The following is a 24,310-nucleotide window of genomic DNA, read 5'->3' as shown; positions in this document are numbered from 1 at the left end:
TTTTTATAATTTTATAATTAAAAAACACAATGTTATGGCAAATTTATACGACGGAAAAATGGCTGCGATATACGATGCGATGTATCAGACTTTTGTTGATTATGACGAAGAATATGCCTTTTACAACAATCTGATTCAGGAAAATAATGGCACTACTATTCTGGAAATAGGAAGCGGAACCGGAAACCTTGCAAAAAGATTCGCAGAAAACCATCAGGATTACCAAGGTCTTGATTATAGTCATGATATGATTGTAATTGCAAAAGAACGCAACAAAAATTGCTCTTTTATGCAAGGAGATATGCGAAATTTTGAACTGGATAAACCTGTAGATTCTATTTTAATTACCGGAAGATCTACAAGTTATTTAATTACTAATGATGATATAAACAGAACTTTTGATTCTATTTATAAAAACCTGAATGAAAACGGAGTAATTATTTTTGATTTTATAGATGCTAATCGGTTTATTCCTTTTACGAAAGAAAATCCCGTAATAACGCATGAAGCTACGTTTGAAAACGTAAATTATAAAAGAGAAAGTCATTGGAATACCAATAACTCTTTAGAAAATTTCATGCTCGAATGGACAGCTCAATATTACACTCTTATAAATGGAGAAAAAGAAGTTATTGAAAATGATTTCTCGACCGTTCGTGTTTTTACGCTCAATGAAATTCAGCTTTTTTTATATCTCAATAATTTTGAGATACTTAAAACCATCGATCGAAAAACTTATGCATATGATACTTATGTTATTGTGGCCAGAAAAAAAATTACAGCTTAAATTCTAAACCGTCTATAAGTTTCCTTTCTTCTTCAGTGGCTGTAAATCCGGAAATATCCCAATATTTAGTCATCACTTTATTCTTTTTGTTAAAAAGTGTTTTCTCCTTAAAAACATCATTTTCGTTATAGGTAAAATTTTGTCTGTTAAAATGGGTTGTAATAAAATGATTTCGCACCTGAATATTCTTGACCTGATCTTTTAAAATTAAATCATATGCAATTTCTTCATTAGAACTTAGCAAATAATAATCCTCACCATCAATTCTGTAATCAACCTTAACTTGAGATCTGGTGATATTTTTTGAACCTGTTTTTGTTTGTTCTTCAATTTGGGCGAGATTTCCGGGCTTTATGGTAATACTAAATTCTACAATCAACTTTTTTATCGGATCGTAAATAATCTCAAAAGTATCAAACGCCTTTTTAGATTTATCCAATGGAGTTACAGACATTATATAATAGTTCTTATTATTGGGATGTCCGGTTGTTGTAAACTCATATTCTTTCTTGATTTTTGAATCTAAAAGCGGATCAAAATATTTTAAATTAGAGTAATTCTCCATAATATTATTCAAATTATATCCCATTAAATCAGCACTAACATCATTTTCCAGCAATCCGTAAGATCTATTTTGCTCTACTAATAAGGTTGTAGTCGATTTTTTTTGATTTTCTTCAAATTGAAAATTTACCAATCCGTCGTTATAATAAGAATATTTATTATCAAGCATAAAAAACTCCCTTACATAAACTTTTAATCGGTATGAATTGGCGAGTTTTTGCCTTGAATTAGAAACAATTTTTTGAAGGTTTTTTTCTGGTTTTTCTTTTGAGACAACAATTTCATCTAATTTATTGTTGTTGCTTTTGAGATAAACCACAAATAGATCCGGCTTTAAGGAATCCCAACGAAGTGACACTTTTTCATAATTAGTTTCAGAAACCTGAACAGTAGATGCACCAGTCAATTCAAAAGTTACTTTTCCTTCCTTATTACTTATTAGTATTTGTTTTGTTTTCATGATTAACACCGTTGCATTTTCTATAGGCAATTGTGTCTCTATGTCTTTAATAACAATAGAATATTCTTCCTTTTGCGAGAAAACATTCATACTAAATAATACGAAAAATAAGAATATCAATTTCTTCATAGGCATTGTCAAATTTTCAACTAAAGTATTAAATTTTTATTAATAAACTAACACATCAAAAACAAAACATTAAAAACCAGCAAACTAGCTTTTATCAATCAAGGAAAATGCAAAAAAAAATCCTGAGTAAACACTCAGGATTTCTATATAAAATTTGTTTTTAGATCTTATTCGTCACCATGTAAAAAAGCTTGTCTGTTCAACAAGGTTTCTTCATCTTCTACATGATTATCGTCCGGCACACAACAATCAACCGGACATACAGCAGCACATTGAGGCTCATCATGAAAACCTTTACACTCTGTACATTTTCCCGGAACGATATAATATACTTCGTCAGAAATTGGTGTTTGAGCATCATCTGCATCAACCTCAGTTCCGTCCGGTAAAATTACTTTTCCTGAAAGACTCGTTCCGTCTTTATATCTCCAATCATCAGCGCCTTCATAAATTGCTGTATTTGGGCACTCTGGTTCACAAGCTCCACAGTTTATGCATTCGTCAGTTATAATTATTGCCATTGTTTTATACGTCTTAGAGTTAAAAGTCTTAAAGTTATCAAAGTCAAAAAAAATATAAAAAAGACATTCTTGGCTTTTGACCTGATGACTTTTGACTTTCGACTTATTTATCCTTATTTTTGTGCAAAATTACAATCAAAACAATTCATAAGCAAACATTATGACATTAGAAACAAAAAAAAGTGTTTTTGTTGAATTAGGCAAATTTCTAAATCAGTTTTCTGAAACAGATAACACACAAAATCAGTCCGTATTAGGCAATGACTTGTTTTTTGATGATTTTATAAAATTGATACATCTTTCGCAATCACACAACGGATGGTATACACCTGAACAAGTGTATTTTGCAATAAAATCATGGGCAGATGCCCTGACAGAAGAAAACATAGACAAATGGCTTTCTGAATATTCATCTGATCTGGATCAGAATGACAAAACTCAAAAGAACGTTGCCTTAATTCTTGCTGGAAATATTCCGTTAGTTGGTTTTCACGACTTTTTATCCGTGTTAATTACAGGAAACAGCGCCTTAATAAAAACATCATCAAACGATCAGCATCTATTGCCGTTTTTAGCTAAATATTTAATTTTTATTGATGAATCATTAAAGGACAAGATTACTTTCGTCGAAGGTAAACTGGAAAACTTTGATACCGTAATCGCTACCGGAAGCAATAATACTGCGCGTTATTTTGAATATTATTTTAAAGATAAACCTTCAATCATTCGTAAAAACAGAAACTCAGTTGCTGTTTTAAACGGAAAAGAAACGAAAGAAGATCTGGAAAATTTAGGCGAGGATATTTTTAGATATTTTGGTTTAGGATGCCGAAATGTTTCTAAACTTTTTGTCCCGAAAGACTATTCTTTTGTAGCATTTTTTGAAGCAATTTTTAAATATCAGGATGTTATTCATTACGAGAAATATGCTAATAATTACGACTACAACAAAGCCGTATTTTTAATGAGCAACTTCAAATTATTAGACAATGGCTTTTTGACTTTAAAAGAAGATTCAAGCTATGCCTCTCCTATTTCGAGTGTTTTTTATGAATTTTATGAAAATATCGAAGATTTACAAACGCGTCTTGAAGCTGAGACTGAACAAATTCAGTGCATCGTAAGCAATGATTTAGTTCAAAACAGTATTGCATTCGGGCAAACCCAAAATCCTCAATTGTGGGATTATGCAGATAACGTAAATACTATAACGTTTTTGTTAACAACAAAGTAAAAATATGTTTAATTATTTCGAATAATTTATCGCTTTTTCAGCTCCTATTGCCGAAATTTGCCTCTTTAAAATTTTCGACTTTTAACAACAACCATGAAAAAACACAACTACAGCGCAGGACCAAGTATCTTACCTCAAGAGGTTTTTGAAAAAGCATCAAAAGCTATATTAAATTTTAATGATTCAGGACTTTCTATTCTGGAAATCTCGCACCGAAGCAAAGATTTCGTTGCCGTTATGGATGAAGCTCGTTCCCTTGCTCTGGAATTACTAGGACTTACGGGAAAAGGATATCAGGCATTATTTTTACAAGGTGGTGCAAGTACCGCTTTCTTAATGGCGCCTTACAACCTTATGAAAGAAAACGGAAAAGCTGCATATTTAGATTCCGGAACCTGGGCAACTGCTGCAATAAAAGAAGCAAAATATTTTGGAGAAACTATTGTTGTAGCTTCTTCAAAAGAAGAAAACTACAATCATATTCCAAAAGGATATACAATACCAACTGATGCAGATTATTTTCACTGCACGAGTAATAATACCATTTTTGGAACTCAAATGAAAGATTTCCCAACAACAAACGTTCCTGTTGTTTGCGATATGAGTTCTGATATTTTTTCGAGAGATTTAGATTTTTCTAAATTTGATTTAATCTACGCCGGAGCTCAAAAAAATATGGGTCCTGCAGGAACTACTTTGGTAGTTGTTAAAGAAGAAATCCTAGAAAAAAGCGGAAGAACTATCCCAAGTATGTTAGACTACGCAAAACATATTAAAGCAGAAAGTATGTACAATACTCCTCCTGTTTTTGCTGTTTACGTTTCATTATTGACTTTACAATGGATTAAAGAAAAAGGCGGAGTTGCTGCTGTTGAAAAACTAAACGACGCAAAAGCTGATTTACTTTATGCTGAAATCGACAGAAACCCATTATTTAAAGGTGCTGCAGCGGTAGAAGATCGTTCTAAAATGAATGTTACTTTCTTATTAAACAATGCAGATCATACTGAAACATTCGATGCTTTATGGAAAGCAGCCGGAATTTCAGGATTGCCGGGACACCGTTCTGTAGGTGGTTACAGAGCTTCTATTTACAACGCTATGCCTATCGAAAGTGTTCAGGTATTGGTTGATGTAATGAAAGCATTGGAGTCTAAAGTTTAGTTTTTTAGTTTTCAGTTTTCAGTCTCAGTCTCAGTTTTCAGTTTTCAGCAAACTGAGACTGAAAAACTGAGACTGAAAACTGAGACTGAGTAAATAAACGATTGGAACGTCCCGAGGCTTCGGGAGCGGGATTAGCTCCTAAATCAAAAAGAAAAAATTAATATTGAGGATAAGATTGCTTCGTTCCTCGCAAAGACATAAACACACAATGAAAGTATTAGCAAATGACGGAATTTCTAAAAGTGGAATTCTTGCCTTAGAAAAAGGTGGATTTGAAGTTATAACTACAAAAGTAGCTCAGGAACAAGTAGCTAATTTTGTAAACGAAAATAATGTAGACGTTGTTTTAGTGCGTAGTGCAACTAAAGTTCGTAAAGATATTATCGACGCTTGTCCTGGACTTAAAATTATTGGTCGTGGTGGTGTTGGTATGGATAATATCGATGTTGAATATGCAAAAAGCAAAGGAATTCATGTAATTAATACACCGGCTTCATCATCAGAATCTGTTGCTGAATTGGTTTTTGGACACTTATTTTCTGGTGTTCGTTTCTTGCACGATTCTAATAGAAATATGCCTCTTGAAGGAGATTCAAACTTTGACGGTTTGAAAAAAGCATACGCAAATGGTGTTGAATTAAGAGGGAAAACTCTGGGTATTGTTGGTATTGGACGTATTGGACAAGCTACTGCAAAAATGGCTCTTGGTTTAGGTATGAAAGTTATCGCTGCAGATAGTTTTATCCCTACGGTAGATATTAAAGTAGAGTTTTTTGACGGTCAGTCTATTACTACAACAATTGTTTCACAATCATTAGAATCTTTATTTAAAGAAGCTGATTTCATCACCTTGCACGTTCCTGCTCAGGATGGTTACATCATTGGAGAAAAAGAACTGGCGATCATGAAAGATGGTGTTGGAATCGTAAATTGCGCTCGTGGTGGAGTAATTGATGAGGTAGCTTTAGTAAAAGCTTTAGACTCTGGAAAAGTTGCTTTTGCAGGTTTAGACGTTTTTGAAAGCGAGCCAAAACCAGAAATGGCAATCTTAATGCATACGAAAATTTCATTGACTCCGCACATTGGAGCTGCAACTGGAGAAGCACAAGACAGAATTGGAACTGAATTAGCTTCACAAATTATTACTTTGTTGAGCTAGGCAATTAAAAAATAGATTAACTTTAAAGGGATTTATTACAATTTTGTAGTAAATCCCTTTCTTTTTATTTAAATTTGTCGTTTAATCTAAATCTAAAAAATCATGTTTGAACAATTAACCCAATTAGTACAGCAATACGGAGGCAACGCTGTTGTAAACAATACTGCTGTGCCAAATGAGCATAATGAAGCCGTAATAACTGAAACAAGTACTTCGATATTTGCAGGATTGCAAAAAATTGCTTCAGAAGGCGGCGGCGAGCAACTGGCCAGCTTATTTAGTGGCAAGTCGGCTATTGATAGTTCTAACCCTGTTGTACAACAAATAACACAACAGTTGTCAGGAAGCCTTGGTGAGAAATTTGGATTAAGCACTGATGCTTCTTCAGGCGTGGCAGCAAGTATGATTCCGCAAATATTAAGCTCTTTAGTCAATAAAGCAAAAGATCCTAATGACAGTAGTTTTCAGATTTCTGATATTATCAGTTCTCTTACAGGCAACAGCGGACAAGCTTCGGGCATTATGGAAACGATTAATAAATACGGAATGCAATTTGGCTTAGACCAAAACAACGATGGAAAAGTAGATGTAGCAGATGTTCTTGTAGTCACAAAAACCAAAGGCGGAATTGCCGGATTTATTGGTAAATTATTTGGGAGTAAATAGCTTTTTTTTAGGCTCAAAGGTTCACAGAATCAAAGGAACAAAGTATTCCCGAAGAAGATAAATTTAAAGCTGTTTTGCGAAAATGCAAAACAGCTTTTTCTTTTTAGAAAATTTCACAAATACTTAGTGACTCAGAACCTTAGTAACTTAGAGCCTTCTTTACAAACTGTTAAATAACAAAATTCATAATTGAATAATTTGTAATTTTAAGTTTGAAACTAAAAGTCATGAAAAAAATTCTTTACACATTAGTCCTTTTGTTTTTGATTATTGCATGTTCTACGGCTTCTAAAAATGCGGTTGCCACAAATTCTGCACCTAAATCAAATTCTGTAAATGATACCGTTCGAATTGCAAATGACTCGCTTGAATATGAAGTTATCATTATAGACAATGGTTTTAGTAACTGGTTGGCATCAATGGCGCTTCCGCGAAATTATCATTCCCTTTCTTATCTTGAAAACAAGAACTATTTGTATGTAACTGAATGGAATAACCGGGTTTTACAACCACAGCGCTACAACCCCAATTTATACGAAATGACAATTGATTACAGACCAAATATTCATTATGGATACGAAGTAAATTACTTAATTTATAATTATATGATTTATTTTCAAAATACATACAAACAAAAGCTCGGCGGGTATGTTCCTATAAGATAATGTTCTTATATTTGTAATCATTGCATATAAAAATGAATAGATTAAAAAAACGCTGGGGAATTACCTCAAATCTACAAGCCGTAATTATATTTATTGTTTTTGCCATCACAGGATCGGCATCTGCATGGTTGTCTAAACCATTTTGCGTACTATTAGGCATTACCAAAGAAGATTTTGGCGGATGGTTTACTCTAATCCGTTTATTGATTATTTTCCCTATTTATCAGGTTTTACTCGTTGCTATTGGAACCATTTTTGGGCAATTCCGCTTTTTCTGGAATTTCGAAAAGAAAATGCTCAAAAACATGGGACTTGGTTTTTTATTCAAAGATTAAGCATCATTATTATTTTTCGAAAAATAATACGTGTAAATCCACGTAAGCGTAAATGATGGTATTACATCTGTAAAAGGCAATGCTTCTTCTACAAATGTCAAAATACTCGCCACTTTTCCAACTCTGCCCTTATACATTCTCGTCATAATAAAAGCTGCAATTGGCGCCCAGATAACATCTGAGAATTCTCCCAAAAGCGGAATCGTAAAAGAGATCATTCCAATTGCATCTAAGAGAACTCCTAAAAGAAGTTTTCTCATTCTGTCTTCGCTTGCTATATTTATTTCCTGCATTTTCATATTATTTAGATTATTCGAATTTATAAAGAAATCATAAAACTCAACTTACTGATTAGCATAATTTTATTTCTTAATTCCCATATAATAAACTCTTTACTCATTTCTTTTTTTTTGTAATAGCAAATAGCACACCAAAATTTCCATCTGTCTGAATCCAGTTTTCTGACGGAATATAAGCACGTGATACAAAACCATCCAGGTACAAAGCATTTTTACACCCTAAACTTTTAAAATAATAGGCAAAATCATAAAAATTAATCTCTTTTTTCGACAATACAAAGATTACTTTTCCATCAGGCAAAATTCCAACTCCGTTTCGAATATTTAAATTAGCAGATCCCTTTTTAAACTCCGGATGAATTTGTCCGTCAATAACCAACATTGGACCGGATTGAGTAGCATACTCTATTTGTCCATTATTACGAAAATCTTCTGTTTTACAAATTACAGCATTTCGTTTTAAAGTGAGATAAAAAACACCATTGGGTTTTAAATAGAAATTGCCCGACGATTGTGTTGTATCCAGAGGTGCTAAAACTTTGTTTTTTTCGATGTAAAGTCCCTGAGGCGAATTGTCCTTTTTATACATTCCGGCATTCATTGCAAATTCAAGAACCAGATTATTTTGTTCTGTCCATAATTTTAAGTTTTGGATACTTCCAAAATTCTCATTCTTCTTATTTTTCCAATATAGTTTTAAATCTTGTTTTTTAAGATCAACTTTATAAACCAGAAATTGATCATCAACAGCTATTTTTGCACTTACAAATACGCCTGCAAGTGCAATTATCAAAACTATTAATCCGATTTTTACTTTCATCATCTTAAAATATTTTATGCTAAATGTAAAATAAAATTGCTTTACCTGTTTAAATAGCTTTCTTCTTAAAATTCTGTTACAACACATTTTTATATCGGCAGAATCTTTGTTTCTTTGTAGAAACAGTTTCAAAATGATACACGCAAAAAATATACATAAGTTTTACGATAAATTAGAGGTTCTGAAAGGAGTCGATTTGCATATCAAAAAAGGAGAAATTGTTTCGATCGTTGGTGCTTCCGGTGCCGGAAAAACTACACTTTTACAAATTCTGGGAACGCTTGACAAACCTGAAATAAATACAGAATCCTCTCTTACTATTAACGGAGAAAATGTATTGAAATTACAGGATGTGGAAAATGACAATTCGAAACAGGAAAAAACTTTTAAAATTATCTCCTGGACAGCTGGTATTTACCTTATATGTCTACTTGTTTTTGTGTTTCTCTTTAAACATACAATTCTTGATGACATAACAAGATATGTTATTGCGACTATTTTAGTTCTGCCACTTTTAGCAGTAGCAACTTATTTTAATCGTTATTTTAAAAAGAAAAGCAAACAAGACAAGACATTATCTAATTTCAGAAATTTAAACCTTGGTTTTATATTCCAGTTTCATCAATTATTACCGGAATTTACTGCCTTGGAGAATGTTTGTATTCCTGCTTTTATGGCGAATAAGCCAAAAGCAGAAACTGAAAAAGAAGCTAAAAAAATCTTAGAATATTTAGGTTTATCACACAGAATAAATCATAAACCAAACGAACTTTCAGGAGGAGAACAGCAAAGAGTTGCCGTTGCAAGAGCATTAATCAATAAACCCGATGTTATTTTTGCCGATGAACCTTCCGGAAATCTGGACACTCATTCTGCCGAAAATTTACATCAGTTATTTTTCAAACTCCGCGACGAATTTGGACAAACCTTCGTTATCGTAACCCACAACGAAGAACTGGCAAATATGGCAGACAGAAAATTAGTAATGGTTGATGGTTTAATTAGTAATTAGGAGCTTTTTCCTGCTGTCCGCTTTATTCCCGATAAACAAAAACTACGGCTAAAAAGCCTTGTTTTTCTAAATCGGGCGATGCCACTTCCATCAGGGCTAAGGCATCAGAATAACAAGAACTTTCATTTCAATCATGACCCAAAAAGAACTCAAAGAATTTCTAGACGAAAAAGTCATTCAATATAATAATCAGGATTTTATCGAAAGTGATCCCGTACAGATTCCGCATTTATTTTCTCAAAAAGAAGATGTTGAGATCGCAGGTTTCCTGAGCGCCACAATTGCGTGGGGAAATCGTAAAATGATTATCAAAAATTCGCATCAAATGATGGAATTAATGGGCAACACGCCTTATGATTTTGTTATGTCACATTCTGAGGACGATTTGGTTCGTCTTGAAAATTTTGTACACAGAACGTTTAACGGAAAGGATTTTGGGGGATTCATAAAAGGTTTACAGCACATTTATAAAAACCATGGCGGACTAGAAAGTGTTTTTGCCAAACATCAGGAAAAAGACGGTTTGCAAAAAAGCATTCACGAATTCAAAAAAATATTCTTCGAAATCGATCATTTACCCCGAACTCAAAAACATATTTCGGATCCTTTGAATAATTCAGCAGCAAAAAGAATCAACATGTATTTGCGCTGGATGGTTCGTCAGGATACAAAAGGTGTCGATTTAGGAATTTGGAAAACCATTTCTCCAGCTTTATTATCCTGTCCGCTTGATGTGCATTCCGGCAATGTCGCCCGCAAATTAGGGATTCTAACCCGTAAACAAAACGACGGAAAAGCATTGACTGAATTAGACTTAAAACTCAGAAAAATGGACGCAACAGATCCTGTAAAATATGATTTTGCCCTTTTTGGACTTGGGGTTTTCGAAGGCTTTTAATACTGAAAAACAATCGATTAGACCACTACAGATTGAGATGATTATAAAAATCTAGTGATCTAACCATGAATTTAACGTACATTTGCACAAAATTTAATGTAAATGAGCACTTTCGAAAAATTCAATCTTCCAAAATCAGTACAAAAAGCAATCGATGAGTTAGGCTTTGTTACGCCTACCCCTATTCAGGAAAAATCCTTTGCTGTGATTATGTCTGGACGCGATATGATGGGAATTGCGCAAACCGGTACCGGTAAAACATTTGCTTACTTATTGCCTCTTTTAAAATTATACAAATTTACACCAACCAATACGCCCAAGATTGTAATTCTGGTTCCTACTCGTGAATTAGTAGTTCAGGTTGTAGAAGAAGTCGAGAAATTAACCAAATATATGTCGGTTAAAACACTTGGTATTTTTGGTGGGGTAAATATCAATACACAAAAAAAAGCTGTTTACGAAGGTGTCGATATTTTAGTAGGAACACCAGGACGTACAATGGATTTAGCGCTTGACGCGGTAATTCGTTTTGATGAAACTCAAAAATTAGTAATCGATGAGTTTGATGAAATGCTAAATTTAGGTTTCCGTACACAATTAACCGCTCTTTTGGCGATGATGAAAACCAAACGTCAAAACATTCTTTTCTCTGCAACGATGACAGATGAAGTGGATGCAGTTTTGAATGACTTTTTTGATTTTCCGGAAGAAGTTACACTTGCAGCGTCAGGAACTCCGCTTGAGAATATTACTCAGGTAACTTATAATGTTCCTAACTTTAATACAAAAGTAAATCTGTTAAAACATTTATTAGAAACAAACGAAAGCATGGAACGTGTTTTGGTTTTTGTGAATAATAAAAAGATTTCAGACATGCTTCATACCCGAATTGAAGAAGATTTTGAAGGACAGTTTGGAGTAATTCACTCGAATAAATCTCAAAATTACCGTTTGAGTACGATGGCAGAATTCCAGGAAGGAAATCTACGCGGATTAATCACTACAGATATTATGGCGAGAGGTTTAGATATATCGAATATCTCTCATGTTATAAACTTTGAACTTCCTGAATTTCCTGAACTATACATGCACAGAATTGGTCGTACAGGTCGTGCAGATGCAACAGGAACTGCAATTAGTTTTATCACACCTCGTGAAGAAGAGTTTAAAGTTGAAGTTGAAGTATTGATGAATCAGGAACTTGCAATCGCAGATTTTCCTGAAGAAGTCGAAATTTCATCTAAACTAATTGAACCTGAAAAAGACAAACAACCAATTAAGTTTTTAATGAAAAAACAAAAACTAAGTGGTGACGGTGCTTTTCATGAAAAAGATAAAAAGAATAAAAAAGTCAACCTTGGAGGACCTTCTAAAACAAAAAAGAAAACCCACGGATCTGTCAATCGAAATATGTTAAAAACGAGAGATAAGAAAAGAAAAGATAAAAATAAATAGCTCTTTAGGTTCTAAGGCTCTAAGTTGCTAAGGTACTAAGCTTCTTGTCTAAATCTTATAAAAAAAGGCTCAAAGATAATTATTCAAGTATTAAACTTGCTTACTATCTTTGAGCCTTTTTTATTTTAAAATCAGTACCTTAGCAACTTAGATTCTCAATACCTTTTCTAAATTATATCTTAGTAAAAATCAAACCAACCGGTGAACACAATTCAATCTTTTTGCCTGTGTTTTTAAGTTTTCCGGTAGCTTTATCTCTTTTAAAAATAATGATATCGTTTGTATATTGATGTCCAACCAAAAGGTAATTTCCTGTTGGGTCAATTACAAAATCTCTTGGGCCTTTTCCTAAAGTGCTTTGCTGTTCTACAAATTTAATACTTCCGTCTTTCAGGATTTGATACACCGTAATAGCGTTTACATCACCACGATCTGAAACGTAGAGAAAGTTTCCGTCAGGCGAAATTTTTATAGCTGCAGAACTATTTGCTCCTTTAAAATCCTTTGGAATTATATTGGTTTCTTTTAATAGTTTTAAATTTCCGGTTTTATCGTAGGTAAAAGTTGTCAATGTACCGTCTAATTCCTGAACTAAATACACGAATTTACCATCTTTACTAAATGCTAAATGTCTTGGACCACTTCCAGCTTTTACAGCAACAGTTCCTTTTAGCGTAAGAATTTCATGTGCTGCTCCCGCATTGTATTTATAAATAAAAACCTTGTCCTGCCCCAGATCATTTGACAATACAAACTTTTTGTCCGGAGAAAAAACTACCTGATGTACATGCGCTTTTTCCTGACGTGCAGCATTTGGTCCTTTTCCTTCATGCTGAAGCAATTGCTGACCTTCAGTTATGCTTCCGTCTGCATTTTTCTTAAATACAGCAATACTTCCGCCGGAGTAATTGGCAACAATCACATTTTTATCATCGTTTATCAAATGACACGGATCAGCTCCTAAAGAAGAATTCGTATTTAATAACTTAAGTTTACCAGTCTTAGAATCGTAAGTAAATGCGCTTACAGCACTTTCTGTTCCGTTTTCGTTTACCGCATAAATAAATTTATTATTTGCAGAAACTGATAAATAACTCGGACTTATCACATTCTCAGAAGAATTTTTTAATTTAAAATCACCGGAAACTGCATCAAAATCATACACATATATTCCTTTACTATCACAAGTATTAGTATAGGTTCCTACTAATAAATTAAATTTATTTTGTGCTTGTATTGTTTGCAAAGCCAAAGCTGAAAAAAGCATAATATATAATCTCCTCATATTTTTAATTGTTTTTTGAATATGCTAAAATACTCATTAATATCTTTTGGACGTTTCTTTTTTGTTACAAATAAAATTACAAAAGTTACATTTTTCAAACTCGCTGTTAACTTTTTTAAACCCTATAAGTGATATAAGAAATTATAAGCAAGACTTGATTTGGCAAAAATTAAAGGAACTTACATTACTTATATGGTTTACCAAATATACCTATATGGTTTGACTAAAAATTTGTATTTTTGACCAGCATCTACAAAACGTAGTGAAGTAAATCTAAGCCAGAATGCATTTTAAACATCCCGAAATTCTATACTTTCTGTTTTTATTGATTGTTCCAATTTTGGTTCACTTATTTCAATTACGACGTTTTAAAACTTCTTATTTTACTAATGTTCGTTTCTTAAAAGAACTTTCTATACAGACTCGTAAAAGTTCAAAAATTAAAAAAAGACTTTTATTAGCCACTCGTTTACTATTATTAACCTGTATTATTCTTGCTTTTGCCCAGCCTTTTTTTGAAGCTAAAGACAGCAAAAATGCGGGTAATGAAATGTATATTATACTGGATAATTCTTTTAGTATGCAAGCCAAAGGAAAAAAAGGTGAATTACTAAAACGTGCTGTTCAGGAATTATTAGAAAATACGCCGGAAACAGCTCAGTTTTCGTTATTGACAAACACTGAAAATCTTTGGAACACAGATATAAAATCATCCAAAGGTGCTTTGCAGAATCTAAAATACAGCGCCACTCCTTTTGAGCTTTCGGCTATAATGGCAAAAATAAAAGCCCATAAATCAGCGCATAAAAAAGATATTGTCATTATTACCGATGCGGTTGGTTTAGCTGAAAAAGACATAAAAAACATCGATACTGAAGAAAAACCTTATTTCATTATTCCGGAAGCCGAGCAAAAAAATAATATCGCAATCGACAGCGTTTTTATCAATCAGACTTTAGAAAATTTCTACGAATTAACGGTAAATTTATCTGCTTACGGAGAAGATTTCAAACCTGTTTCGATGGCATTATACAATCAAAACAAACTGATTGCCAAAACGATTATCAATTTTGACACTAAGAAAAAGAAAATCAATTTTACGATTCCAAAAGAAGCTTTTCATGGATATGTAACGATTGAAGACAATGGACTTACTTACGATAACAAACTTTATTTTAGTATTTCTAAAAATAAAAAAACCAATGTTATTAGTATTGGCGAACCTGAAAAGAGTAATTTCTTATCGAGGATTTATACTTCGGCAGAATTTAATTACAACAATTATTCGATTAGCAGCTTAGATTACAATAGTTTAGACAAACAAAATACGATTATTTTAAATGAATTAACAGAAGTTCCGCAAGCTCTACAAACTACTTTAAAAGCATTTGTCTCTAAAGGAGGGAATTTAGTTGTAATTCCGTCTGAAAAAAGTTCAATTTCGAATCTAAATTCTTTTCTGGGTAATTTTGGAAAAATTCAATTCAGAAACCTGGAAAATAAAAACAAGTTAATTACTAAAATAAATTTCGATCATCCTTTATTTTCGGGAGTTTTTGAGAACAAGATCACTAACTTTCAATATCCAAAAACAAATAGTTCATTTGATATTTCGAGTCCATATCCGGCAGTTTTATCTTATGAAGATCAAAGTGTATTTGTAACTGCGATTCAAAATCCGGTTTCAGGAATTACTGTTTTTTCAGCATCAATAAATACAGTAAATTCAAACTTTCAGCAATCGCCTTTAATTGTTCCGTTATTTTATAAAATGGGTCAAAACAATCAAAAGACAGGCGTGAATGCTTTGACAATTGGCAATAACCAACCTTATTTTGTAGATGTTTTATTGACGAAAGATGCTATTCTGGAAGTAAAAGGAACTGAAGATTCTTTTATTCCAATTCAGCAAATACTCAATAATAAAGTAAAACTAACCTTTAATGATTTCCCTGAAACAGCCGGAAATTATAGTGTTTTTGACAAAAAAGAATGGGTTGAAAATCTAAGTTTCAATTACAAGAGAACCGAAAGCGATTTAAGTCAGGTTAATACAAATGTGGTTTCCGATTTTAAAACTGCAGACACGATTTCGACCATTTTTAATACACTACAAACTGAACGAACTGACAGCCAAATTTGGAAATGGTTTGTTATCTTTGCACTGTTATTTTTAGCATTAGAAATGGCAATTATTAAGTTTGTGAAATAAAACGTAACGTTTCTTTCGTTAAGTTTTTGTCATTTCGACGAAGGAGAAATCTTCACGAGAAGCTCGACAAAGATTTGATTCTCATTGCGGAGTTACTTGCGAAGATTTCTCCTTCGTCGAAATGACAAACTGTGTAGCCAAAAGTATTAGAAACAACATTTCAATTAAAATAAATTTATCTACATATGAAAATAATCATCAGAAGCGCCAAAATTATTGATTCAAAAAGTCCGTTTCATAATCAGACCGTTGATCTTTTAATTGCAGATGGTTTAATAGAAAAAATAGGAACTTCGATTCTTGATATCGAAGATACAACCGAAGTAAAATTTGATAATTTACATCTTTCGCAAGGTTGGTTTGATAGCAGCGTTTCACTTGGGGAACCAGGTTATGAAGATAGGGAAACGATTGCAAATGGATTAAATGTTGCTGCAAAAAGTGGTTTTACGGCAATTGCTTTACAACCCAACTCGTTTCCTGTTATTGACAATCAGTCTCAGGTAAATTTTGTAAAAAATAAAGCAAATGGTTTTGCAACAGAAGTTTTTCCTATTGGTGCATTAACCAAAGCCAGCGAAGGAAAAGACATGGCAGAATTATTTGACATGAAAAAATCCGGAGCAGTTGCTTTTGGGGATTATAATAAAAGTATCGATAACGCTAATCTATTAAAAATAGCTTTGCAATATGTACAGGATTTTGACGGATTAGTGATCACGTATTCGCAAGATGCGAACATAAAAGGAAACGGAGTTGCCAATGAGGGAATCGTCTCTACAAAATTAGGACTGAAAGGAATTCCTAATTTAGCCGAAGAATTGCAAGTAGCAAGAAATCTATACTTATTAGAATATACTGGCGGAAAACTTCACATTCCGACAATTTCTACTGCAAAATCAGTTGAATTGATAAGAGAAGCTAAAGCAAAAGGATTGCAGGTTACTTGTAGTGCAGCCGTACATCATTTGGTTTTAACCGATGAAAAATTAGAAGGTTTTGATACCCGTTTTAAAGTTACACCGCCATTAAGAACTGAAAATAATAGACTTGCTTTATTAAACGGAGTTACAGACGGAACAATTGATATTATTACATCAGATCATAACCCAATTGATATTGAATTTAAAAAAATGGAATTTGATACGGCAAAAAACGGAACAATTGGTCTTGAAAGTGCTTTTGGAGCTTTACACACAGTATTACCAATTGAAACTATTGTTGAAAAACTAACTTTTGGAAAAACTGTTTTTGGAATTGAAAATAATACAATTGCCGAAGGTTCTAAAGCGAACTTTACTTTCTTTACTCCGGAAGGAATTTCAACTTTTACGAAAGCAAATATTCTTTCGAAATCTAAAAATTCTGCTTTTTTAGGAACAGAAATTAAAGGTTCTGTTTACGGAATTTTGAATCAAAATCAACTTGTTACATCTAAATAATTAAAATGAATAATTCAATCGAAGAGGGAAAATCAATTGCTATAACCAGTTATATTTTAATTATTGGTGTTTTGATCGCGATGTCTATGAACTCTGAAAATAAAAATAGTTTTGCTTCATTTCATATTCGTCAGGCTTTAGGATTATCGCTTGCTTTTATTTCTTTCGGAGCGATTATCAGCAATTTCGACAGTTTTATGATCACGTTCCCAATGTGGATTTGTATTTCTATCTTATGGACTTATGGAATTTTTAGCGCTATTCAAGGTCAAACAAGACCAATTCCTTTAGTTGGAAATTTATTTCAAAAATGGTTTAAATCAATAGGATAAATTAAATTCCAAAATTTAAATATCAAATTCCAAAAAAAAAAAAAAAAAATCCGTTAAAATCAGCGTTTTCGCTATAGCGAATCTGTTTTATCAGCGTATAAATTTCGAACACGGATGACGCAGATTTGCAAGCAAAGACGCGGATAAAAACAGATTTTTTATCATCTTAATTAAAGCTCAAAGCGTAAAACATAACAAACTCGTAATTCAGCTGAAAACTGAGACTGCGACTGAAAACTAAAAAAATGAATCTATCTCTAGAATACAAAATAAAAGAACCAAAAGTTAAATTAGATAAAAATCCTGTTCTGCTTTTATTACACGGATATGGCAGTAACGAAGCCGATTTGTTTTCGTTTGCTACTGAACTTCCTGATAATTATTACATTATTTCTGCTCGTGCGCCTTACGATTTGCAATATGGTGCTTACGCCTGGTATGCGATAAATTTTGATGCAGACCAAAATAAATTTTCTGATAATGAACAAGCCAAAACTTCTCGCGATTTAATTGCAACTTTTGTAGATGAATTGGTGGCTAATTATCCTATTGACGCAAACAATGTGACTTTGATTGGTTTTAGCCAGGGTTCTATTTTAAGTTATTCGGTAGCACTTTCTTATCCTGAAAAAATTCAGAGAGTTGTTGCCATGAGCGGTTATTTCAACGAAGAAATCATCAAAGAAGGCTATGAGAAAAATGACTTTCAAAACTTAAAAATATTTGCTTCTCACGGAACTGTAGATCAGGTAATCCCAATTGATTGGGCAAGAAAAACTCCTGCGATTCTCGAAAAACTAAATATTCCGGTTACGTATAAAGAATATCCTGTTGGTCATGGCGTTGCTCCACAAAATTTCTTTGATTTTAAGAATTGGCTGGTTGGGTAGTATTCAGTTTTCAGTCGCAGTTGTCAGTTCTTTTTAGAAAATTCTTTCTTATTTAATTTCAAATAAATGAAAACATATACATTAGATCAAGTAACAGATGAAGTAATTGGAAAAATTGGAACTCCAAATAGAGATAAATTTGAATCTGAATTACAATTAGAATTATTAAACCTGAATGATTTATTAATTGCAAAAAAAAGTGAGTAAATTTCCAGACATACTAACTGACGAAGAAATCAAGGATAGTAATAAAGACTTTAGAAACGCATTATTTTCATTAGATAAGAAATATATTGATAAGGATAATTTTATTCACTTAACAAGGATTTATTCTGCTACAAAGCAACTTGATATTCGAAATAAAATATTAAGACTTTTATACGATTTTGATTTTCCGGAATTAAAAGTTTTCTTTGAAAATGCGTATAAAAAAGAGCGTTATCTGGATATGAAAATTTATCCGCTTCGAGGACTTTCTCTGTTTGTTAGTGAAAAAGAAATAGAAAAACTATTGCAGAAATTCAATCTTACATTACTTAAGAGACAAGAAACGACTCCTTATAATTATCAGGAATATGAACTTTTAAGAGGACAAAACTCTTTACCCTATTTAGTTGAAAAATACAATTACGATTGTTTCAAGGAAACTCTAAATCAGGTAAATGCACAATATAATGCAATGCCTGATGCTTTTAAAGGACATTTTACAATAGATGAGAATGGCGAACCAGTTTCATTAAGAAATCCTGAAGAAAGTTCAAAAATGATTAAGGATTTTTTTAAGGTATAATAAAAAGTCGCAGCTTCAAATGAAAACTGCGACTGAATACTGTACTCTCTATTGTCCTGTATAAATAATTTTACCATTCTTTTTTAGAACATAACCTTTCCAGGGAATCAATTGATAATCACCTTTTGTCCAGGAATCCCCTTCAGATTTTCTTTCTAAAAGAATGGGCTCTTTTTGAGTATCCAGAAAAAGCTCGGCTTTATTTCCGTCAAAAATTACATATGCTACTGTCGAATATGTTTTTCCGTCTTCGGCATGTGATAATTTTGTACCGGCTTCAAAAAGACGAACACATTCTTTTTTAAGGCTGGACCAGGTATAACCTGCAGAAGCTTTGCAGCCATGAGCATCGGAATCTGCTCCTACCATAACTGCTGGTTTTGATTCTTGTTGTTTTGGAGTTTTGTTTTCTTCTGAAACTTTTTTAGCGCAAGAAAATGAAGCACCAATAATGAGCGAAAGTAAAAATATCTTTTTCATAAATCCTATTAATTTAGATTGTAAAAAATAGGATTATACTTCCTTATTTTTGATACAACCAAGTTTGAATTACTTCAAAAGTAATACTTTCATCATCAGCAACAAAGTATTTTAACAAGACTTCTCCCCATAATTCTCCATTACTATAATCTGCTATGATCCATCTGTGGTTTAAAATTTTAGCTTTATTGATTATAAATTTATTTGGACCTATTTTATCTTGTCCCGTATAAGGATTGCCACTTGGATTTGCATTGAAATCTAATAATTTCTCAGTTACAACAGGAATCAGTTTTTCATATAAAATTACTTTTCCTCCGCTTGCACTATTATCAAAATAGTTTTGCGCATTCTCATTATGTTCTAAAGAGAAATAATCAGCTTCTGTTAGTTTTGTAGTTACTGTATTAATACTGTCTCTTAGCTTCTTAGTTGTTTTATCATATCTTTCTTGCCCAAATTTTACTTCTCTGCTGTAAAACATATAAGTAAAAACATTCATTAATATTGCAAGGATAAAAAGATAAAGCATTAAGGATTTTTTCATTTTGTGGTATAATTAAATTGTAATTTCTAAGTTATCGTAAGCCAGGAAAACATTCGCCGGCAATTGTTTTTGTACTTCTTCATGAAAGCCCAGAACGTGGCTGATATGTGTTAAATAAGCAACTTCTGGCTTTACCAAATCAATGAAATCCAGTGCTTCCTGTAAATTAAAGTGTGTATCGTGTGGTTCTACACGCAAAGCATTTACAACTAAAACCTTAAGATTTTTTAGTTTTTCTGTCTCAACTTCATCGATAGTCTTAACATCGGTTAGGTAAGCAAAGTCATCTATACGATAACCAAAAACCTGCAAATCGCCATGCATGACATTTATCGGAATTGCCGTTTTATCTCCAATAGCAAAAGGTTTATTATTGACAACTTCGATTGTTTTAACGCTTGGCGCCCCGGGATATTTGTTTACGGTTTCGAAAACATACTCAAAACGACGTTTTAGATTATCGATTACTCGTTGGTGTGCGTAAACGGGTATTTCGCCTTGTCTGAAATTAAACGGGCGAATGTCATCTAAACCGGCAGTATGATCTGCATGTTCGTGTGTAAATAAAATGGCATCGAGATGGTTGCAGCCACAGGAAAGCATTTGCTGCCTGAAATCAGGACCGCAATCGATAACGTAAGAATGTTCGCCCCAGGTAATCCAGATGGATACGCGAAGCCTTTTGTCCTTAGCATCAGTGCTTTTACAAACGGGATGATCGACTCCGATTATCGGAATGCCTTGAGAAGTACCAGTACCTAAAAAATAGACCTTCAATTGAACTTAATTTTTTTACAAAAATAGGATTATTTCTCTTTCATTAGAAGCCTAATTTGCTAACTTTGTAACAAATCTATTTAAAATAAAATGGGTACAGAAATAAAACTCAAAGGTGACAAGGTCATCGAACAGATTCCTTCCATAAAAGACAAAGCGTTACGCATTAATTTAAACGAGAATATTTACGGAACATTTGCTGAAATTGGTGCTGGACAAGAGACGGTTAGGCATTTTTTCAGATCCGGAGGTTCATCGGGAACAATTGCAAAAGCAATGTCTGCCTACGACAAAGATTTCAGTGACGCCGTTTATGGTATTGAAAGGGATGGCCGCTACGTAACCGAAGAGCGTTTAAAAAAAATGCTTACTCTTGAAGGGCAGATTATCGAAGAGCGTTTAAGCAGAGAGAAACACCCTACAAAACTTTTCTTTAGTTACGCCAATACTGTCGCAACAATAGATTTTGCCAAACAATTTAAAGGGCACGGCTGGGTTGGAATTCGATACCAAATCGAACCTGATGAAGCTTATAACGAAATTATACTGCACATTCGTTTTAAAGAAACTGATGCCCGACTACAACAAGAAACACTTGGGATTTTAGGTGTAAATTTAATTTACGGTGCTTTTTACAAATACAACGATCCAAAACGATTACTTCGTTATTTATACGACCACTTAGATAAAGACCAACTCGAAATTGACACTATTAACTTCTCAGGACCTCGTTTTGCTGATGTTGATAATCGATTGATGAGTTTACAATTGGTTAAAAACGGAATGACTGATGCGGTAATGTTTAATCCTGAAGGAAAAAACGTTTTACCGGCTGCGATTTTATACAAAAAGAACCTTCTTGCTTTTAGAGGAAGTTTTCGACCGGTTACGAATGTAAATCTTGATATGTACGAGAAATCCCTTAAGATGTTTCTCGAAGAAAACAAGGTTGAAAAAGACAATACATTAGTCGTTTTTGAAATCACACTTTCGAATTTGCGATCTGATGGAGAAATCGACGAGCGTGATTTCATGGACAGGGCAGAATTACTTTGTTCGTTAGGTCAAACTGTAATGATTTCTAATTTTCAGGAATATTATAAAGTGGTTGAATACTTTGCTAATTATACCAAAGCAAGAATGGGACTGGCAATGGGTGTAAACAACTTAATTGACATTTTTGATGAGAAATATTACCGTCATTTAAGTGGTGGAATCCTTGAAGCTTTCGGAAAATTATTCTACCGTGACATGAAGGTATTTTTATACCCGATGCTAGGTGATAATGGAGAAATTATTACTTCTGAAAACCTAAAAGTACATCCTAGAATGAAGGAATTATATAAATTCTTTAAATTCAACGGAAAAGTTGTTGATATTGTAGATTACAATCCTGATATCTTAAATGTATTCTCTCGTGAAGTATTGAAAATGATCAGTCAGGGAAAAACAGGTTGGGAACCAATGCTTCCGTCCGGAGTTGCAGAAATTATAAAAGAGCATCATCTTTTTGGATATCATCCTCAAAAAGAACTCGAGCAAAATGCATAACAAAAAAAAGTCCCTTAATTGGGACTTTTTGTTTTTGACTTGGTTTGTTTCAGGTTTCAAGTTTCAAATTTCTGAACTGGGTATAATTTTTACCGCAAAGAGTGCTACGTTTTTCTTTAGTAGTATTTTATATATTGTTCAATCTTGTCATTTCGAAGAATGAGAAATCTTCGCGAGTAGCTCCGTAAAGTAAATTACCAATCTTTGTCGAGTTTCTCGTGAAGATTTCTCATTCTTCGAAATGACAAAATACGCTCTGCAGGAGAAATCTTCACGAATAGCTCTGTAAAGTAAATTATCAATCTTTGTCGAGTTTCTTGCGAAGATTTCTCATTCTTCGAAATGACAAAATACGCTCTGCAGGAGAAACCTGAAACTTGAAACAAAACAAACATGAAACCTGAAACAAAAAACCTCAAATCTGAAACAAAAAGACTATTTCAAAATCTGAGCTGCGTGTTCTTTGGTTTTCACTTGTGAAATTACCTCCTCTATTATTCCGTTTTCGTCTATTACGAAAGTTGTTCTGTGGATTCCATCGTATTCTTTTCCCATGAATTTTTTAGGTCCCCAAACTCCAAATGCATTGATAACAGATTTGTCTTCATCTGCTAATAACGGGAAAGGAAATTCGTATTTGTCTTTAAATTTCAATTGCGCTTTCTGACTGTCGGCACTTACTCCCAGAAGTTCATAATTATTGGCTTTAAAACGCTCAAAATTATCTCTTAAATCACAAGCTTCAGCTGTACATCCTGGTGTACTTGCTTTTGGATAAAAGAAAACAACTAATTTTTTTCCGGTGTAATCTGCCAGTTTATGCGTTTTTCCGTCCTGATCTGTTCCGGAGAAATTTGGTGCTTTATCGCCTGCTTTTAATGTTGTCATATTTTTTATTTTAGATTTTAGATTTTAGAATAAAGATTATAGAGCAAAGACTATAGATTCAAAACTCATAATTGATAATTTATAATTTATAATTTTTTTTGCCCCAGATTGTAGTGAAAACCCCGGAATTGTGAAAGTTTACATTTTTTGCATTAAGAAAGCGACTGGAAGAAGCTCTTGTTAATGCTTAAAAATGTTACTTTGACAATGAGGAGTTGTAACGAAAAGCTGGATTAGGCACATCATGAAATTTATGCTATTTTTACATCAATAAAAATACGGAAATGAATAAAGAAGCCCGCGTACAATTTGTTATAAATACGTTAAAAGAACTCTACCCTACTATACCTGTACCTCTTGACCATAAAGATCCTTATACCTTATTAATCGCTGTTTTACTTTCGGCGCAATGTACGGATGTGCGTGTGAACCAGATTACGCCTATTCTTTTTGCAAAGGCTGATAATCCGTATGATATGATTAAAATGTCGGTTGAGGAAATTAAGGAAATTATTCGTCCTTGCGGTTTATCACCTATGAAATCGAAAGGTATTCATGGTTTGTCGCATATTTTGATTGATAAATATGACGGAAAGGTTCCGCAGAGTTTTGAGGCTCTTGAATCTTTGCCGGCTGTTGGTCATAAAACGGCAAGCGTGGTTATGTCACAAGCTTTTGGTGTTCCGGCTTTTCCGGTTGATACGCATATTCACAGATTGATGTTAAGATGGAATCTTTCGAATGGAAAAAATGTGATGCAGACTGAAAAAGATGCCAAAAGACTTTTTCCAAGAGAATTATGGAATGATCTGCATTTACAAATTATTTGGTATGGTCGTGAATATTCGCCTGCAAGGGGCTGGAGTCTGGAGAAAGATATTATTACCAGAACTGTTGGAAAAAAATCATTAATAGAAGAAGCTACTAAAAAGAAGATTTAGTAGCTTC

At 33.1% G+C, this 24,310-nt stretch carries 26 protein-coding genes and 2 pseudogenes; 19 read left to right on the top strand and 9 right to left on the bottom strand.

Annotated elements, in window-relative coordinates; all coding sequences use genetic code 11:
• Positions 1–34 precede the first annotated feature (34 nt).
• The gene (locus ASF10_RS15075; RefSeq protein ID WP_056250631.1) at positions 35–787 is read left to right on the top strand and encodes a class I SAM-dependent DNA methyltransferase; all 753 of its coding nucleotides are present in this window, start codon (positions 35–37) and stop codon (positions 785–787) included.
• Here ASF10_RS15075 and ASF10_RS15070 read toward each other — a convergent pair.
• Complete coding sequence (locus ASF10_RS15070; protein WP_056252165.1) at positions 777–1,940, bottom strand: hypothetical protein; 1,164 nt, start codon at positions 1,938–1,940, stop codon at positions 777–779. The two genes, ASF10_RS15075 and ASF10_RS15070, sit on opposite strands and share 11 nt — an antisense overlap.
• A 167-nt stretch (positions 1,941–2,107) precedes the next feature.
• Positions 2,108–2,461 carry a 4Fe-4S dicluster domain-containing protein gene (locus ASF10_RS15065; RefSeq protein WP_056250630.1) on the bottom strand — a complete coding sequence of 118 codons (354 nt, stop codon included), beginning with the start codon at positions 2,459–2,461 and terminating at the stop codon, positions 2,108–2,110.
• Positions 2,462–2,621: 160 nt separating this feature from the next.
• Between ASF10_RS15065 and ASF10_RS15060 the strand changes: the two genes are divergently transcribed.
• From ASF10_RS15060 to ASF10_RS15035, 6 genes are all read left to right on the top strand, one after another.
• A complete protein-coding gene (locus ASF10_RS15060) occupies positions 2,622–3,695 on the top strand; it encodes an acyl-CoA reductase (RefSeq protein WP_056250628.1) in 1,074 nt (357 codons plus the stop codon).
• 93 nt (positions 3,696–3,788) lie between these two features.
• Positions 3,789–4,859: a 3-phosphoserine/phosphohydroxythreonine transaminase gene (gene serC, locus ASF10_RS15055; protein ID WP_056250627.1), complete on the top strand. Its 1,071-nt coding sequence runs from the start codon at positions 3,789–3,791 to the stop codon at positions 4,857–4,859.
• Between the two features lie 208 nt (positions 4,860–5,067).
• Positions 5,068–6,018 (top strand): D-2-hydroxyacid dehydrogenase, encoded by a 951-nt coding sequence (locus ASF10_RS15050; RefSeq protein WP_056250625.1) that lies wholly within the window; start codon positions 5,068–5,070, stop codon positions 6,016–6,018.
• Positions 6,019–6,120: 102 nt separating this feature from the next.
• Positions 6,121–6,684 carry a hypothetical protein gene (locus ASF10_RS15045; protein WP_056250623.1) on the top strand — a complete coding sequence of 188 codons (564 nt, stop codon included), beginning with the start codon at positions 6,121–6,123 and terminating at the stop codon, positions 6,682–6,684.
• A 227-nt stretch (positions 6,685–6,911) separates the two neighbouring features.
• A complete protein-coding gene (locus tag ASF10_RS15040; RefSeq protein ID WP_056250622.1) occupies positions 6,912–7,349 on the top strand; it encodes a DUF6146 family protein in 438 nt (145 codons plus the stop codon).
• Between the two features lie 32 nt (positions 7,350–7,381).
• Positions 7,382–7,684, top strand: coding sequence for a DUF6787 family protein (locus ASF10_RS15035; RefSeq protein WP_056250620.1), 303 nt, complete (start codon positions 7,382–7,384; stop codon positions 7,682–7,684).
• Here ASF10_RS15035 and ASF10_RS15030 read toward each other — a convergent pair.
• The gene (locus ASF10_RS15030; protein ID WP_198529598.1) at positions 7,681–7,983 is read right to left on the bottom strand and encodes a hypothetical protein; all 303 of its coding nucleotides are present in this window, start codon (positions 7,981–7,983) and stop codon (positions 7,681–7,683) included. The two genes, ASF10_RS15035 and ASF10_RS15030, sit on opposite strands and share 4 nt — an antisense overlap.
• Before the next feature lie 97 nt (positions 7,984–8,080).
• Entirely contained in the window at positions 8,081–8,806 is a 726-nt protein-coding gene (locus ASF10_RS15025) for a phosphodiester glycosidase family protein (protein ID WP_241774962.1), read from the bottom strand.
• Between the two features lie 130 nt (positions 8,807–8,936).
• Here ASF10_RS15025 and ASF10_RS24550 point away from each other — a divergent pair.
• From ASF10_RS24550 to ASF10_RS15010, 4 genes and pseudogenes are all read left to right on the top strand, one after another.
• Positions 8,937–9,149, top strand: a pseudogene (locus tag ASF10_RS24550) (ATP-binding cassette domain-containing protein); the annotation flags it as partial.
• Between the two features lie 216 nt (positions 9,150–9,365).
• A pseudogene (locus ASF10_RS24545) lies at positions 9,366–9,815 on the top strand (ABC transporter ATP-binding protein); the annotation flags it as partial.
• A 133-nt stretch (positions 9,816–9,948) separates the two neighbouring features.
• Positions 9,949–10,713 (top strand): TIGR02757 family protein, encoded by a 765-nt coding sequence (locus tag ASF10_RS15015; protein ID WP_056250614.1) that lies wholly within the window; start codon positions 9,949–9,951, stop codon positions 10,711–10,713.
• Positions 10,714–10,815: 102 nt separating this feature from the next.
• A complete protein-coding gene (locus ASF10_RS15010) occupies positions 10,816–12,168 on the top strand; it encodes a DEAD/DEAH box helicase (RefSeq protein ID WP_056250611.1) in 1,353 nt (450 codons plus the stop codon).
• 172 nt (positions 12,169–12,340) lie between these two features.
• Here ASF10_RS15010 and ASF10_RS15005 read toward each other — a convergent pair whose 3' ends face one another.
• Complete coding sequence (locus ASF10_RS15005; RefSeq protein ID WP_056250609.1) at positions 12,341–13,453, bottom strand: lactonase family protein; 1,113 nt, start codon at positions 13,451–13,453, stop codon at positions 12,341–12,343.
• A gap of 283 nt (positions 13,454–13,736) precedes the next feature.
• Here ASF10_RS15005 and ASF10_RS15000 point away from each other — a divergent pair, with 283 nt between their 5' ends.
• The 6 genes from ASF10_RS15000 (at position 13,737) to ASF10_RS24360 (ending at position 19,119) form a co-directional block, all read left to right on the top strand.
• The gene (locus ASF10_RS15000) at positions 13,737–15,665 is read left to right on the top strand and encodes a BatA domain-containing protein (protein ID WP_056250607.1); all 1,929 of its coding nucleotides are present in this window, start codon (positions 13,737–13,739) and stop codon (positions 15,663–15,665) included.
• Between the two features lie 185 nt (positions 15,666–15,850).
• Positions 15,851–17,107 carry a dihydroorotase gene (locus ASF10_RS14995; protein ID WP_056250605.1) on the top strand — a complete coding sequence of 419 codons (1,257 nt, stop codon included), beginning with the start codon at positions 15,851–15,853 and terminating at the stop codon, positions 17,105–17,107.
• A 5-nt stretch (positions 17,108–17,112) separates the two neighbouring features.
• Positions 17,113–17,439, top strand: a complete 327-nt coding sequence (locus ASF10_RS14990) for a hypothetical protein (protein WP_055098245.1) — start codon at positions 17,113–17,115, stop codon at positions 17,437–17,439.
• A 245-nt stretch (positions 17,440–17,684) separates the two neighbouring features.
• Positions 17,685–18,329: an alpha/beta hydrolase gene (locus ASF10_RS14985; RefSeq protein WP_056250603.1), complete on the top strand. Its 645-nt coding sequence runs from the start codon at positions 17,685–17,687 to the stop codon at positions 18,327–18,329.
• Between the two features lie 66 nt (positions 18,330–18,395).
• Positions 18,396–18,536: a hypothetical protein gene (locus ASF10_RS24250; RefSeq protein WP_157849066.1), complete on the top strand. Its 141-nt coding sequence runs from the start codon at positions 18,396–18,398 to the stop codon at positions 18,534–18,536.
• Positions 18,529–19,119, top strand: a complete 591-nt coding sequence (locus ASF10_RS24360) for a hypothetical protein (protein ID WP_198529597.1) — start codon at positions 18,529–18,531, stop codon at positions 19,117–19,119. The genes ASF10_RS24250 and ASF10_RS24360 overlap by 8 nt, the downstream gene beginning before the upstream one ends.
• Positions 19,120–19,167: 48 nt before the next feature.
• On the opposite strand, the gene ASF10_RS14975 is transcribed toward ASF10_RS24360, so the two are convergent.
• From ASF10_RS14975 to ASF10_RS14965, 3 genes are read right to left on the bottom strand one after another with little or no spacing between them, the layout of a single operon-like run.
• Positions 19,168–19,599 (bottom strand): hypothetical protein, encoded by a 432-nt coding sequence (locus ASF10_RS14975; protein WP_056250602.1) that lies wholly within the window; start codon positions 19,597–19,599, stop codon positions 19,168–19,170.
• A gap of 43 nt (positions 19,600–19,642) precedes the next feature.
• On the bottom strand, positions 19,643–20,146 hold the full coding sequence (locus tag ASF10_RS14970; protein WP_056250600.1) for a hypothetical protein: 504 nt from the start codon (positions 20,144–20,146) through the stop codon (positions 19,643–19,645).
• A gap of 12 nt (positions 20,147–20,158) precedes the next feature.
• Positions 20,159–20,923 (bottom strand): MBL fold metallo-hydrolase, encoded by a 765-nt coding sequence (locus ASF10_RS14965; protein WP_056250598.1) that lies wholly within the window; start codon positions 20,921–20,923, stop codon positions 20,159–20,161.
• Positions 20,924–21,013: 90 nt separating this feature from the next.
• On the opposite strand from ASF10_RS14965, the gene ASF10_RS14960 reads away from it, so the two are divergent.
• Positions 21,014–22,474, top strand: a complete 1,461-nt coding sequence (locus ASF10_RS14960; protein ID WP_056250596.1) for a TonB-dependent receptor — start codon at positions 21,014–21,016, stop codon at positions 22,472–22,474.
• Between the two features lie 435 nt (positions 22,475–22,909).
• Here ASF10_RS14960 and bcp read toward each other — a convergent pair whose 3' ends face one another.
• Positions 22,910–23,362: a thioredoxin-dependent thiol peroxidase gene (gene bcp / locus ASF10_RS14955; RefSeq protein WP_056250594.1), complete on the bottom strand. Its 453-nt coding sequence runs from the start codon at positions 23,360–23,362 to the stop codon at positions 22,910–22,912.
• Between the two features lie 284 nt (positions 23,363–23,646).
• On the opposite strand from bcp, the gene ASF10_RS14950 reads away from it, so the two are divergent.
• Entirely contained in the window at positions 23,647–24,303 is a 657-nt protein-coding gene (locus ASF10_RS14950) for an endonuclease III domain-containing protein (RefSeq protein WP_056250592.1), read from the top strand.
• Positions 24,304–24,310: the final 7 nt, after the last annotated feature.

The organism is Flavobacterium sp. Leaf82 (assembly GCF_001422725.1).
GTDB lineage: Bacteria > Bacteroidota > Bacteroidia > Flavobacteriales > Flavobacteriaceae > Flavobacterium.
Note: the sequence above shows the minus strand (reverse complement) of the source record. Positions and strands in the feature narration are given on the sequence as shown.